10 protein-coding genes are annotated in these 13,537 nt (G+C 72.6%); all 10 read right to left on the bottom strand.

Annotation, left to right across the window (positions count from 1 at the left end; translation table 11 throughout):
- Positions 1-2,460 carry a xanthine dehydrogenase molybdopterin binding subunit gene (gene xdhB / locus RKE38_RS10215; RefSeq protein ID WP_316007313.1) on the bottom strand — a complete coding sequence of 820 codons (2,460 nt, stop codon included), beginning with the start codon at positions 2,458-2,460 and terminating at the stop codon, positions 1-3.
- Positions 2,457-3,953, bottom strand: coding sequence for a xanthine dehydrogenase small subunit (locus tag RKE38_RS10210; RefSeq protein WP_316007312.1), 1,497 nt, complete (start codon positions 3,951-3,953; stop codon positions 2,457-2,459). The genes xdhB and RKE38_RS10210 overlap by 4 nt, the downstream gene beginning before the upstream one ends.
- Before the next feature lie 292 nt (positions 3,954-4,245).
- Positions 4,246-4,980, bottom strand: coding sequence for an aspartate/glutamate racemase family protein (locus RKE38_RS10205; RefSeq protein ID WP_316007311.1), 735 nt, complete (start codon positions 4,978-4,980; stop codon positions 4,246-4,248).
- On the bottom strand, positions 4,977-6,524 hold the full coding sequence (locus RKE38_RS10200; RefSeq protein ID WP_316007310.1) for an NCS1 family nucleobase:cation symporter-1: 1,548 nt from the start codon (positions 6,522-6,524) through the stop codon (positions 4,977-4,979). Before RKE38_RS10200 ends, RKE38_RS10205 begins: the two co-directional genes overlap by 4 nt.
- A gap of 146 nt (positions 6,525-6,670) precedes the next feature.
- Positions 6,671-7,381 carry a GntR family transcriptional regulator gene (locus RKE38_RS10195; protein WP_316007309.1) on the bottom strand — a complete coding sequence of 237 codons (711 nt, stop codon included), beginning with the start codon at positions 7,379-7,381 and terminating at the stop codon, positions 6,671-6,673.
- 39 nt (positions 7,382-7,420) lie between these two features.
- On the bottom strand, positions 7,421-8,263 hold the full coding sequence (locus tag RKE38_RS10190) for a bifunctional allantoicase/(S)-ureidoglycine aminohydrolase (RefSeq protein WP_316007308.1): 843 nt from the start codon (positions 8,261-8,263) through the stop codon (positions 7,421-7,423).
- Positions 8,260-9,657 carry an allantoinase AllB gene (allB, locus tag RKE38_RS10185; protein WP_316007632.1) on the bottom strand — a complete coding sequence of 466 codons (1,398 nt, stop codon included), beginning with the start codon at positions 9,655-9,657 and terminating at the stop codon, positions 8,260-8,262. Before allB ends, RKE38_RS10190 begins: the two co-directional genes overlap by 4 nt.
- A gap of 14 nt (positions 9,658-9,671) precedes the next feature.
- A complete protein-coding gene (locus tag RKE38_RS10180) occupies positions 9,672-10,580 on the bottom strand; it encodes a fumarylacetoacetate hydrolase family protein (RefSeq protein WP_316007307.1) in 909 nt (302 codons plus the stop codon).
- A gap of 11 nt (positions 10,581-10,591) precedes the next feature.
- Positions 10,592-11,722, bottom strand: a complete 1,131-nt coding sequence (locus RKE38_RS10175) for a glycerate kinase (RefSeq protein WP_316007306.1) — start codon at positions 11,720-11,722, stop codon at positions 10,592-10,594.
- Between the two features lie 7 nt (positions 11,723-11,729).
- Complete coding sequence (gene gcl / locus RKE38_RS10170; RefSeq protein WP_316007305.1) at positions 11,730-13,508, bottom strand: glyoxylate carboligase; 1,779 nt, start codon at positions 13,506-13,508, stop codon at positions 11,730-11,732.
- Positions 13,509-13,537: the final 29 nt, after the last annotated feature.

The raw sequence follows: 13,537 nt of genomic DNA, 5'->3' as shown, positions 1-13,537 counted from the left end.
TCAGGCTCCCGTCTGGCCGGCGGGCTCGGCGACCCGCTCGGAGTGCGGCCGCAGCCGCGGGGCCCCGTCGCCGGGCTGGTCCGGCACGTCGCCGGGCGCACCCTCGCGCATGGGGGTCATGTGCGGCGGCTCGGCACCGCCGCGCGCCTCCTCGACCGCCCAGAAGACGGCCTCCGGCGTGGCGGGCGAGGCGAGGTCGACGCTGGTGCCGGCCGGCCCGAACGCGGCCGCCGCCTGGCGCAGCGCCTCGCGCACCGAGAAGGCCAGCATGAGCGGGGGCTCGCCGACGGCCTTGGAACCGTAGACGGCGCCGTCCTCGTGGGCCCGCTCGAGCAGCGCGACGTTGAACACCTCGGGCATCTCCGACAGGCTCGGCAGCTTGTAGGTGCTCGCCGCCTGCGTCGCCAGCCGGCCCCGCGTCGGGCGGTCGGACTCGTCCCAGCGCAGGTCCTCCAGGGTCAGCCAGCCGGTGCCCTGGACGAACCCGCCCTCGACCTGGCCGATGTCGACCAGCGGCGAGAGGCTGTCGCCGACGTCGTGGACGATGTCGACCCGCCGCAGCCGGTAGGCGCCGGTGAACCCGTCGACCTCGACCTCGGCCGCGGCCGCCCCGTAGGCGAAGTACTTGAACGGCGACCCGTGCATGACCGAGGAATCCCAGTGCAGGCCCTCGGTGCGGTAGAACCCCGCCGCCCAGAGCTGGACCCGCTGGAAGTACGCCTTGCTCACCAGCTCGGGCCACGAGAGCCCGGCGTTGGCCGGGTCCTCGCGCAGCGGCCGCAGCCGCTCGAGGATCTGCTCGCAGGCGTCCTTGACCGCACCGCCGTTGAGGTCGGCGCCGGAGCTCGCCGCCGTGGCCGAGGTGTTCGGCACCTTGTCGGTGCGGGTCGGCGCGAGCCGCACCATCGACAGCGGGACGCCGAGGGCCGTGGCCGCGACCTGGAGCATCTTGGTGTGCAGGCCCTGGCCCATCTCGGTGCCACCGTGGTTGATGAGCACCGAGCCGTCCTTGTAGACGTGGACGAGGGCGCCGGCCTGGTTGAAGGCGGTGAAGTTGAAGGAGATCCCGAACTTCACCGGCGTGATGGCCAGCCCGCGCTTGGTGTGCTCGTGCGCCTCGTTCCATGCCGCCACCTCTCGCCAGCGGGCGGCGAGGTCACCGGACTCGACGACCTGGTCCCAGCACCAGCCCGCCCGCTCGGGGTGCCGGACCGGCTGGCCGTAGGGGGTGCTCTGGCCGTCGCGGTAGAAGTTGCGCCGGCGCAGGTCGGCCGCGTCGATGCCGAGCAGGGGTGCGCAGCGACCGAGGATGTCCTCGGTCACGAGCATGCCCTGCGGTCCGCCGAACCCGCGGAACGCCGTCTGGGACGTCTTGTGCGTCTTGGCGATCCGGCCGTTCACGCGGACGTTGGGGATCCAGTAGGCGTTGTCGATGTGGCACAGCGCGCGGGCCAGCACCGGCTCGGACAGGTCGAGGCTCCACCCGCCGTCGCTCGTCAGGGTCGCGTCGAGAGCCTGCAGCATGCCGTCGTCGTCGAACGCGACGCGCCACTGGGCGTGGAAGCCGTGGCGCTTGCCCGACATCGTCATGTCCTGCGCCCGCGACAGCCGCAGCCGCACCGGGCGGCCGGTGAGGGTCGCGCCCAGGGCCGCGATCGCGGCATACCCGTGCGGCTGCATCTCCTTGCCCCCGAAGCCGCCGCCCATGCGCAGGCACTGCACCGTCACGGCGTGGCTCGGCAGCCCGAGGACGTGCGCGACGATGTCCTGGGTCTCGGTGGGGTGCTGGGTGCTGCACTGGACGAAGACCTGGCCGTTCTCGTCGACCTGCGCCAGCGAGCAGTGCGTCTCGAGGTAGAAGTGCTCCTGGCCGGCGAACTCGAACTCGCCGCTGAAGACGTGCGGGGCGCTCTCGAACGCGGCATCGACCTCGCCGCGCTCCATCGTCGGCTGCCCGCCCTGGAAGCTCTCTGCCGCAATGGCTTCCGTCACGGTGACGAGCGACGGGAGCGGCTCGTACTCGACCTCGACCGCGAGCGACCCCAGCCGCGCGGCCTCCAGCGTCTCGCCGAGGACCCAGCAGACCGAGTGCCCGAAGAACATGACCTCGGACGGGAACAGCGGCTCGTCGTGCTTGACCCCGGCGTCGTTGACGCCCGGCACGTCGTCGGCGGTGAGCACGCGCACGACCCCCGGGACCGCGAGCGCGGGCGCCACGTCGAGCCGGGTGACCCGCGCGTGGGCGTGCGGCGCCTGGACGGGGTGGGCGTGGAGCGCTCCGGGCATGCGGCCGACGAGGTCGTCGGTGTAGAGCGCCTGACCCGTGACGTGCAGGGCCGCCGCCTCGTGCGGGATCGACTCCCCCACGATGGGGTTGGCCGGGCGGCGGGACAGCGGGCTGCCCGCGGTGGCCGTCGTGTCGGTGCTCGTCGTGTCGGTGCTCGTGGTGTGGGTGGTCATGCCCCCACCTCCTGCGGGGTCGCGGTGTCGGCATGGAGCTTGAGCAGGGCGGTGCCGAGGGTCGCCGCCCGGTATGCCGCGCTGGCGCGGTGGTCGTCCATCGGTGTCCCCTCGGTGCGCATCACCGCCGCGGCGGCGCGCGCCGTCTCACGGGTCCAGGGCCGGCCCTCGAGGGCGGCCTCGGTGGCCAGGGCGCGGATGGGCGTCGCGGCGACCCCGCCCAGGCCGATGCGGGCCTTGGCCACCACCCCGTCGACGACGTCGAGGGCGAACCCGACGGCGACGCTGGAGATGTCGTCGAACCGACGCTTGGCGACCTTGTGGAAGGCGGTGACCCCGCTGAGCGGCAACGGGATCCGCACCGCTCGGATCAGCTCGCCGGGCTCGCGGACGGTCTGGCGGTAGCCGGTGAAGTAGTCGGCGAGGGCGACGACCCGCTCCCCACCGGCGGAGGCGAGCACGAGCTCGGCCTCGAGGGCCAGCAGGGCCGGTGGGGTGTCGCCGATCGGCGAGCCGGTGCCGAGGTTGCCGCCGATGGTGGCGCCGTTGCGGATGAGCCGCGAGGCGAACTGCGGGAAGAGCTGGTCCAGCAACGGGATCCGTCGGGCGAGCCCGCGCTCGACCTCGGACAGGCTCAGGGCCGCGCCGACCTCGATGACGTCGTCGCCGACGTCGAGGGTGCGCAGCTCGGGCAGCCGGTCGATCCCGATGGCGAAGGCAGCCCGTGAGCCGCGGATGTTCGTCTCCACGCCCCAGTCGGTCGAGCCGGCGACCAGGACGGCGTCCGGGCGCTCGGCGAGCAGTCCCAGCGCCTCGGCGAGGTCGGCCGGGCGGGCGTAGGTGCCGCTGGCACCGGTCAGCCGGGTGGAGGCCGCGGCGGGAGCGGGCTCGCGGACCCGGGCGGCGAAGGGGTCGCCCGCCTCCGGGGTGCCGAGGGCATAGGCCGCGTCGCGGATCGGCCGGTACCCGGTGCAGCGGCACAGGTTGCCGGACAGGGCGTGCAGGTCGAACCCGTTCGGCCCGCACTCGTGGTCGCCACCCGCGTCGTGCGCACGCTGGCCGTCGCCCTCCGCCGCCGCCGTGGGCGTCCGGTCGGGCCGGTAGAACTCGGCGGCCATGCTGCAGACGAATCCGGGGGTGCAGTAGCCGCACTGCGAGCCACCGCGCACCGCCATCTCCCGCTGCACGGGGTGGAGCTCCTCAGGAGTGCCCAGGCCCTCGGAGGTGACGACCTCCTGGCCGTCGAGGGCGGCGGCCGGGACGAGGCAGGCGTTGACAGCGGTCCAGCGGGTGCCGCCATCCCCGTCGGGGCGGGCCACCATCACCGAGCAGGCGCCGCACTCGCCCTCGGCGCAGCCCTCCTTGGCTCCGGTGAGCCCCTGGCCGCGCAGCCAGTCCAGGGCGTTGGTCGCCGGGTCGGTGCCCTGCAGCGAGCAGATCCCCCCGTTGACCGTGACCTGGTGTCCGCCGCCGTGTCCGTCGTTCGCAGCCATCGCGCGCTCCCGTCGCCCCGTCCTCGGGGTCCATCATCCACCAGCCCGTCCGGGCCGGTGCATGGTTCGGTGCGTGAAGCGGGCCGTCGGTTATCCATGCAGAACAACGGCCGCCGAGGTTCCGACGACGGTAGCTCTCAACAAACTGTTGAATCAAGGGTTTCGGGAGCGGGATTTCACCAGGTGGAATCCCGCTCCCGACACCGCGTCCGCGGTGTGACCCCGGATCGCCCGTGCTGCCGGCAGGGCGATCCGGGGACGTAGGGGGCCTGGGGGCCTCGGCGCCCGGACCTCAGCCGCGGCCGAAGCCGGCGAGGATGCCGGTGTACGCCTTGGGCGGCGGGGGCGCGAGCTCCCCGTGCGTCGACGGCTGGAGGCCGAGCCGCACCAGCCCCTCGGCCATCACCGTGGCGGCGGCCACCCCGTCGACGACCGGCACACCGAGCTCGGCGGTGAGCAGCTCGGGCAGGCCGGCCATCCCCGCGCAGCCGAGCACCACCGCGTCGCTGCCGTCCTGGGCCATCGCCGTCTTGGCGAACGAGAGGATCACGGCATACGTCCGGTCGCGGTCCTCGTCGAGCTCGAGGACGGGGATGTCGCAGGCGTGGACGCCGGCGCACTGCCGCTCCAGCCCGTAGACCCGGGTGAGGTCCCACGCCCGGCCGACGGTCCGGCTCAGCGTCGTCACGACGCTGAACGAGCGCCCGAGCAGCGATGCGGTCTTCATCGCCGCCTCCGCGATCCCGATGACCGGCCGGGACGCCGCCTCGCGGGCGGCGTCCAGACCCGGGTCCCCGAAGCAGGCCAGGACAAACGCGTCGGCCTCGGTGTCCTCGCGGACGACCTGGAGCAGGCCGGGCACTGCGAGCGCCTCGTCGTAGTGGCTCTCGATCGACGCCGGCCCCATCGCCGGCGTCCGGCCCGTCACCACCGTGTCGGGGGCGGCGACCCTGCGGGCCTCCGCCTCGATCAGGGCGGTCATCGACTGCGTGGTGTTGGGGTTGACCACGCTGATCCGGATGGTCACTTGACGCACTTCTTCGAGTCGAGGACGCGGTCCGAGACACCCATCCGCGGGGCGATCAGGGCGTAGGCCACGAAGCCGACACCACACCCGATGAACCAGCTGTAGTCGTCGAGCACCTTGGCGCCGGGGACGAAGACGACGGCCAGGGCGCACAGGGCCGCGAGGGCCGTGGCGATGATGGCGGGCGGGTTGTAGCCGCGCTTGTAGTGGTAGGCACCGGAGGGGTCGAGCGTGAAGAGGTCGTCGATGCAGACCCGCTGCTTGTGCACGGCGTAGTAGTGCGCGATGAGCACCCCGAACAGCGGGCCGATGAAGGCGCCGAGGGTGTCCAGCGTGTAGTGGATCGTCTCGGGGTTGTTGTAGAGGTTCCACGGGGTGAGCAGCACCGACCCGACGGCGGCGATCATGCCGCCCATCCGCCAGCTGATCTTCTGCGGCGCCACGTTGGAGAAGTCGAACGCGGGGCTGACGAAGTTGGCGACGATGTTGATGCCGATGGTCGCGGTCGCGAAGGTCAGTGCCGCGAGCACGAGGGCGTAGGTGTTGTCGATGTGGCCGACGGTCTCGACCGGGTCGGTGATGAGCTTGCCGTAGACCGGCAGGGTCGCCGCCGCGGTGAGGACGGTCAGCAGCGAGAAGAAGACGAAGTTGACCGGCAGGCCCCAGAAGTTGCCCTGCTTGACCGCCTTGAAGGTCTTGCCGTAGCGGGAGAAGTCACCGAAGTTGAGCATCGGCCCGGAGAAGTAGGAGACGACCAGCGCCGTCGCGGCGAGCATCGTCGTGAACACCGAGGTGCCGGAGAGCGTGTGGTTCGACAGGTTGAGGTCGACGCTCCAGCCCGCCTTGGACAGCAGGTAGACGCACAGCGCGATCATCACGACGTAGACGGCCGGTCCGGCGAAGTCGATGAACCGGCGGATGGTGTCCATGCCGGTCCAGAAGACCGCGGCCTGCGCGACCCACAGGATCGCGAACGTGACGTAACCGAGGGCCGAGAGGCCGAGGAAACCGTGCTGCGCGACGTTGGAGTACGGCTCGAGGTTGGGCCAGATCCGCACGAGCAGGATGTCGAGCGAGGCGGACGCGAGGTAGGTCTGGATGCCGTACCAGGCGACCGCGATGAGGCCGCGGATGATGGCGGGGATGTTGGCGCCGAGGACGCCGAACACTGCACGGCAGATGACCGGGTACGGGACACCGGTGCGCTGGCTGGGCTTGGCGACCAGGTTGCAGAAGCCGAGCACGATGGTGATGCCGACGATGAGGCAGATGAAGACCTGCCAGCTCGTGAGGCCGAGGGCGAACAGGCTGCCGGCGGTGACGTAGCCGCCGACGCTGTGCACGTCGGACATCCAGAACGCGAAGATGTTGTACCAGGACCAGTTCTGGTCCTTGAGGGGTGCGAGGTCCTCGTTGGCCAGGCGGGGGTCGTACGAGGGCTTGATCAGCCCCGTGCCCGCCCCGTGGTCGTGGGGGCCGTGGTGGGTCGCGAAGCCGGCGGCGTCGGCGGCGGACTCGCTCAGTGGCTGCTGGATCTGGGTCATGCTGACCTCCCGGTCTGAGAATTGCTCAAACACTAGGGAGACAACGGATTCCGGGGAATGCCGTGAACCGTATATCTGCGTATATCTGCCGGCCCCGCGCGGACGCCCCTGTCGACCCGCCCGGCCGTGGCACCGACAGCGTGGGGTCAGCCCGGGGGCTGGTGCGGAGCGCCCGTGCCACCGCGCGTCACGGCGGCGCACAGGCGCTCGTGGTGCGCCTGCGCCGTCTCGCGCAGGCGGTCAGCGTCGCGGGCGACGAACGCCGCGAGCATCTCCTCGTGGTCCGCCCGCATGTGGGCACGTTCCGCGTCAGTGACCCGCATCATCGTCTGGACCGGCTCGGTGACGTTCCAGGCGATGTCGAGCATGTGGAGCAGGCGCGGCATACGGCACGGCTCCAGCAGGGCCATGTGGAACTCGCGGCTCGCGCGCTGGAAGCCCTCGGCGTCCGCGGCCTCGACCGCCTCACCCATGCGGGCGTGCGCCCGGGCCGCGCGCTCGTGGTCGGCGGCGCCGGCGTTGTGGACGGCCGCGTCGAGCGCCGCGGCCTCGAGCGCACCGCGGACGACGTAGAGCTCGTCGATCTCGGCGGGGCTGAGCTGGGTGACGGTGTACCCGAGTCGCGGCTGGTGCTCGAGCAGGCCCTCCCCGAGGAGGGTCTTGAGCGCCTCGCGCACCGGGATGAGGCTGACGCCGAAGAACGCCGCGACGTCGTCCAGCGGGATGGGGCTGCCCGGGGGCACCTCACCGGAGGCGATGACCCGCCGCAGCTCGGAGAGGACCTGCGGCCCCGAGACGTACCCCTCGGGGCGCACGAGCAGGCCGACGATCCCCGACCGTCGCCGCGGCTGGGTCATGGGCCTTCCCCTTCCCGTGGGGTCAGAGCAGCTGACGGGTCAGAGCAGCTGCCGGCTCAGCACCGCGTGCCGGTTGACGTCCTTGTACAGCAGGTAGCGGAACCGTCCAGGGCCTCCTGCATAGCAGGCCTGGGGGCAGAACGCGCGCAACCACATGAAGTCGCCCTCCTGCACCTCGACCCAGTCGTTGTTGAGCAGGTAGACGGCCTTGCCCTCGAGGACGTAGAGGCCGTGCTCCATGACGTGGGTCTCGGGGAAGGGGATGGCCCCACCGGGCTCGAAGTTGACGATGTTGACGTGCATGTCGTGGCGCACGTCCATCGGGTCGACGAAGCGCTGGGTGGTCCAGGCGCCGTCGGTGTCGGGCATCTCGCCACCCTCGACGTCGGCCTCGTTGGTCACGAACGCCTCGGGCACGTCGATGCCCTCGACCCGCTGGTAGGCCTTGCGGACCCAGTGGAAGGTCGCGGCCTCGTCGCCGGTGTTGTGCAGCGTCCAGCGCTGGCCCGGCGGGATGAACGCGTAGCCACCGGGCGCGAGCTCGTGCGCGGTGTCGTCGAGGGTGAGCGTCAGGGTGCCGCCCACGACGAAGAGCACGCCCTCGGCGCCCGGGTCGCCCTCGGGGCGGTCCGAGCCGCCGCCGGGCTGCACCTCGACGATGTACTGCGAGAACGTCTCGGCGAACCCGGACAGCGGGCGCGCGATCACCCACAGCCGCGTCTGCTCCCAGAACGGCAGCTGGCTGGTCACGATGTCCGTCATCGTGCCGCGTGGCAGGACGGCGTAGGCCTCGGTGAAGACCGCGCGGTCGGTCGTCAGCTGCGTCTGGGGCGGCAGGCCCCCCGTGGGCACGTGGTACCGGGGCGGCGTGGCGGCGGTCATGGCTGTCCTCTCCTCAGGAGCTGCCCGCGGGGGGCGTCATCGGTGTCGACGGGGATGCCGTGCAGCCAGGTCTGGCGCACGACCCCGGTGAGCTCGCGACCGGCATACGCCGACACGGGGTTCTTGTGGTGCAGGGCGGCGACGTCCACGGTGAACCGCTCGTCCGGCGCGAAGACCACGAGGTCCGCGGTCGCGCCCACCTCGATCCGGCCGCGGTCGTGCAGGCCGACCTGGTCGGCGGTGTTGCGGCCCATCCAGCGCACGACGTCGACGAGGTCGTGGCCCCGCTCGCGCGCCTCGGACCAGATGGCCGGCAGGCCCAGCTGGAGCCCGGCGATGCCGCCCCACGCCTGCCCGAAGTCGCCGACGTCGAGCAGCTTGAGGTCGGCCGTGCTCGGCGAGTGGTCGGACACGATCGTCGCGATCGTGCCGTCGGCCAGGCCCTGCCAGAGGCGGTCGCGGTTCTCGTGCTCGCGGATCGGCGGGCAGCACTTGAACTGTGTGGCGCCGTCGGGGATGCCCTCGGCCTCGAGGGTCAGGTAGTGCGGGCACGTCTCGACCGACAGGGCGAGCCCCTCGGCGCGGGCGTCGGCCAGCATCGGGATCGCGTCCGCGTCGGACAGGTGCAGGATGTGCGCCCGGCCGCCGGTGTCGCGCACGGCGTCGACGACGGTGCGGATGGCGCGCTCCTCGGCCTCGCGGGGCCGGGAGCCGAGGAAGTCGGCATACGCCCTGCCACCTGGGGACACCGACGCGTCGATCACCTCGGCGTCCTCGGCGTGGACGATGAGCAGCCCGTCGAACGACGCGATCTCGGCGAGCGCCTCGCGCATCTGCGGCGTCGTGAGATGGGGGAACTCGTCGACCCCGGAGTGGAGCAGGAAGCACTTGAACCCGAAGACGCCGGCGTCGTGCAGCGGGCGCAGGTCCGGGACGTTCCCCGGGATGGCTCCGCCCCAGAAACCCACGTCGACGTACGCCTGGTCGCGCGCCACGTCCTGCTTGGTGCGCAGCGCCTCGACCGTGGTGGTCGGGGGGATGCTGTTGAGCGGCATGTCGATGATCGTCGTCACGCCCCCGGCCGCGGCGGCCCGGGTGGCGCTGGCGAAGCCCTCCCAGTCGGTGCGACCGGGCTCGTTGACGTGCACGTGCGTGTCGACCAGCCCGGGGAGCAGGACCTCGTCCGGGGCCAGCTCGACGACGGTCGTGCCGTCGGCGACCTCGGCGTCGTACGGCTCCACCGCGACGACCCGGCCGTCTGCCACGACCACCGTCGCCGCCACCTCGCGGTCGCCGACGACGGCCCGTCGGGCGCGGAACGCCACCTGCTCGGTCACGGGACTCCTCTCGCTCGACCGCGGTGCCGGGGTGCCGGGTGCGCGGTTGAATGCCATGTAACCAGTACCGGTCATCCTGCCGCTGCCTCCTCGTCGAGGACCATGGGTGCGGCGCCACGGGGTTCCGCGGGCCGGGCGCGGGCGGGGTCGACCACGCGGGTCCGCTGCCGGCCGAGCACGCCGCCGTCGGCCTCGACGACCTGGCCGTGGCGCAGGTACGGGCGAGGTTCGGGGCGGCCCATCGCGACCCCGGCCGGCGTGCCGGTGAGCACGACGTCGCCAGGCTCGAGGGTCATGACGCCGCTGGTGTAGCAGAGGAGCTCGCCGACGCCGAAGACCATGTCGGAGGTGCAGCCGTCCTGGCGCTGCTCCCCGTCGACCGTGAGCCGCAGCCGCACCGCGGCGGGCCCGCCCGGGCCGAGCTCGTCGGGCGTCACCAGCCAGGGGCCGAGCGGACAGAAGGTGTCCGCCGACTTGCCCTTGGTCCACGTGCCGCCGCGCTCGAGCTGGAGCGCCCGGTCGGACACGTCCTGGGCGAGGACGTAGCCGGCCACCGCGGCGAGCGCGCGCGCCGGGTCGGTCTCGCCCCGAAGCTCGCGCCCCATGACGACGCCGAGCTCGACCTCGTAGTCGGTGGTGGTCGAGCCGGGGACCATGACGACGTCGTCGGTCGCGCCGCTCACCGAGGTGGGCGCCTTGAGGAAGACCACCGGCTCGGTCGGCAGCGGCATCCCGGCCTCGGCGGCGTGGTCGCGGTAGTTGAGGCCGATCCCGACGACCTTGCCCGGGCGGGTGACCGGCGCACCGAAGCGTGGCCCGTCCTGGTCGCCCGGGGCGGCGAGGACCGGCAGCGAGGAGGGGTCGACGCCGGCCAGCGAGCCGAGGAACGCGGCGTCGACGTCGGAGGTCACGCCACCGAGGTCGAGCAGGGTGCCGTCGGCGGCGACGACGACCGGTCGCTCGGCACCGGCCGGACCCACCCGCGCCACCCTCACGACGCACCCACCAGGTGCTCGCGGGCGATGCGGGCACCGATCCGCTCGAGGAGCGGCCCGGGACGTTCGAACGCCTCCCGCTCGTCGGCGGCCGCCGCCAGCAGCGCGTATGCCGTGCCGACGCCGGCTGCGCGCAGCGCCGGCTGGTCGAGGGCGACCCGACCGGCCACGGCGACCACGGGCACGCCCTTGTCCCGCGCCAGCGCCGCCACGGCCGCCGGGGCCTTGCCGTGCAGGGTCTGCTCGTCGAGCGAGCCCTCACCGGTCACGACCAGGTCGGCGGAGCAGACGGCGTCGGCGAGGCCGGTCAGCTGGGCGACGAGCTCGGCGCCGGGCTGTGCGCGGGCGCCGAGGACGGCGAGGAGCGCGAACCCGACACCGCCGGCCGCGCCCGCGCCCGGGAGGTTGCGGAGGTCCCGCCCGGTGGCCCGGGCGACGACGTCGGCCCACGCCGACAGGGCGACGTCGAGCGCCTGCACGTCGTCGGGGGTGGCGCCCTTCTGCGGCCCGTAGACCGCCGCCGCACCGCTGGGTCCGGTGAGGGGGTTGTCGACGTCGCACGCGACGACGAGCTCCGCGGAGGCCAGGCCCGGGTGCAGCTCCGTGAGGTCGAGCGACACGACGTCGACCAGCGGCCCGCCCCCGGCGTGCAGCGCCCGGCCTCGCCGGCCGCTGATCCGCGCCCCGAGCCCTTGGAGGAGGCCGGCGCCGCCGTCGGTGCTCGCGCTGCCGCCGATGCCGACGACGACCCGGCGACAGCCGGCGTCGAGGGCGGCGGCCACGAGGTCGCCCGTGCCGCGGCTGGTGGCGGTGAGCGGTGCGAGCTCGCCCTCCCCCAGCCGGGCGAGGCCGGAGACCTCGGCGAGCTCGACGACGGCCTCGTCGCCGCGCCGCCCGTAGGCGGCCCAGCACGGCATACCCGTCGGGCCGGTGGCCCGCACCTGCACGCGCTCGAACCCGGCTGCCTCGGCCGCGGCCAGGGTGCCGTCGCCCCCGTCGGCGACGGGGACGACGGCCACCTCGAGGTCCGGCACCACCGAGCGGAGGCCGGCCTCGAGGTGGGCCGCCACCTCGGCCGCGGTGAGGGTGCCCTTGAACTTGTCGGGGGCGAGCAGGACGCGGGGCACGACGACCTCAGTCCAGGTTGGCGAAGACCGAGGTCGGGGCGTGCTCGCCGTGCTCGGCGAGGTCCTCGAACTCGGTGACGTTCGCGATCGAGGTGCCCATCGAGACGTTGGTGACGCGCTCGAGGATGACCTCGACGACGACGGGCACGCGGTACTCCTGCGCCATGCCTTGGGCCTTCTCGAGCGCGGGCAGGATCTCGTCGGGGTCGGTGACGCGGATCGCCTTGCAGCCCAGGCCTTCGACGACCTTGACGTGGTCGACGCCGTAGCCGCCGACCTCGGGGCTGTTGAGGTTGTCGAAGGACAGCTGGACGCAGTAGTCCATGTCGAACCCGCGCTGGCTCTGCCGGATGAGGCCGAGGTACGCGTTGTTCACCAGGACGTGGACGTAGGGGACGTTGAACTGCGCGCCGACCGCCAGCTCCTCGATCATGAACTGGAAGTCGTAGTCACCCGAGAGCGCGACGACGGTCTCGTCCGGGCACGCGGTGGCGACGCCGATCGCGGCCGGGACGGTCCAGCCGAGCGGCCCGGCCTGGCCGGCGTTGATCCAGCGCCGGTCCTTGTAGACGTGCAGCAGCTGGGCCGCCTGGATCTGGGACAGGCCGATGGTCGAGACGTAGCGGACGTCGCGGCCGAAGGCGCGGTTCATCTCCTGGTAGACCCGCTGCGGCTTGATCGGGGTCACGTCGAAGTTGGTGCGGCGCAGCAGGGTCCGCTTGCGGTCCTGGCAGGCCTGGGCCCACTGCGAGCGGTCCTTGAGGCGCCCGGCCTCCTTGCGCTCGCGGGCGGCGGCGACGAACAGCTCGAGCGCGGCCTTCGCGTCGGAGACGATGCCGTAGTCGGGGGCGAAGACCCGGCCGATCTGGGTCGGCTCGATGTCGACGTGCACGAAGGTGCGGCCCTGCGTGTAGGTCTCGAGGTCGCCGGTGTGGCGGTTCGCCCAGCGGTTGCCGATGCCCAGGACGACGTCGGACTCGAGCATCGTGGCGTTGCCGTAGCGGTGGCTCGTCTGCAGCCCGACCATGCCGGCGTTGAGCGGGTGGTCGTCCGGGACGGTGCCCCAGCCCATGAGGGTGGGGACGACGGGGACGCCGGTCAGCTCCGCCAGCTCGAGCAGGAGGTCGGCCGCGTCGGCGTTGATGACGCCGCCGCCGGCGACGATCAGCGGCTTGTCGCCCGCCTCGAGCAGGTCGAGCGCCTTCTCCACCTGGGCCCGGGTCGCGGCCGGCTTGTAGACCGGCAGCGGCTCGTAGGTCTCGACGTCGAACTCGATCTCGGCCATCTGCACGTCGATCGGCAGGTCGATGAGGACCGGGCCGGGGCGACCCGACCGCATGAGGTGGAACGCCTGCTGGAACGTCCCCGGCACCTGGGCCGGCTCGAGAACCGTGACCGCCATCTTGGTGAGCGGCTTGGCGATCGAGGCGATGTCGACCGCCTGGAAGTCCTCCTTGTGCAGCTTGGCCACAGGGGCCTGCCCGGTGATGCACAGGATCGGGATCGAGTCGGCGCTCGCCGAGTAGAGCCCGGTGATCATGTCGGTGCCGGCTGGCCCCGAGGTTCCGACGCAGACGCCGATGTTGCCCGGCTTGGCGCGGGTGTAGCCCTCCGCCATGTGCGAGGCGCCCTCGACGTGGCGGGCGAGCGTGTGGTGCAGGCCGCCGTTGGTCTTCATCGCCTTGTAGAAGGGGTTGATCGCCGCCCCCGGCAGGCCGAAGACGTTCGTCACCCCCTCCTTCTTGAGGATCTCGACGGCTGCCTGGGCCGCGGTCATGCGTGCCATGGGAGTTCTCCTGGTGCGAGGTCTGGGTG

The sequence above is a fragment of the Phycicoccus sp. M110.8 genome, assembly GCF_032464895.1.
In the GTDB taxonomy this organism is placed as follows: Bacteria; Actinomycetota; Actinomycetes; order Actinomycetales; family Dermatophilaceae; genus Pedococcus.
The sequence above is the reverse complement of the archived record's forward strand: the minus strand, read 5'-3'. Positions and strand labels throughout refer to the sequence as shown.

What these genes read in the sequence shown, in the direction of transcription:
- gcl (WP_316007305.1), bottom strand. Translation starts at nt 13,508, where the DNA reads ATGGCACGCATGACCGCGGCCCAGGCAGCCGTCGAGATCCTCAAGAAG.
- xdhB (WP_316007313.1), bottom strand. Translation starts at nt 2,460, where the DNA reads ATGACCACCCACACCACGAGCACCGACACGACGAGCACCGACACGACG.
- RKE38_RS10190 (WP_316007308.1), bottom strand. Translation starts at nt 8,263, where the DNA reads ATGACCGCCGCCACGCCGCCCCGGTACCACGTGCCCACGGGGGGCCTG.
- RKE38_RS10195 (WP_316007309.1), bottom strand. Translation starts at nt 7,381, where the DNA reads ATGACCCAGCCGCGGCGACGGTCGGGGATCGTCGGCCTGCTCGTGCGC.
- allB (WP_316007632.1), bottom strand. Translation starts at nt 9,657, where the DNA reads ATGGCATTCAACCGCGCACCCGGCACCCCGGCACCGCGGTCGAGCGAG.
- RKE38_RS10200 (WP_316007310.1), bottom strand. Translation starts at nt 6,524, where the DNA reads ATGACCCAGATCCAGCAGCCACTGAGCGAGTCCGCCGCCGACGCCGCC.
- RKE38_RS10210 (WP_316007312.1), bottom strand. Translation starts at nt 3,953, where the DNA reads ATGGCTGCGAACGACGGACACGGCGGCGGACACCAGGTCACGGTCAAC.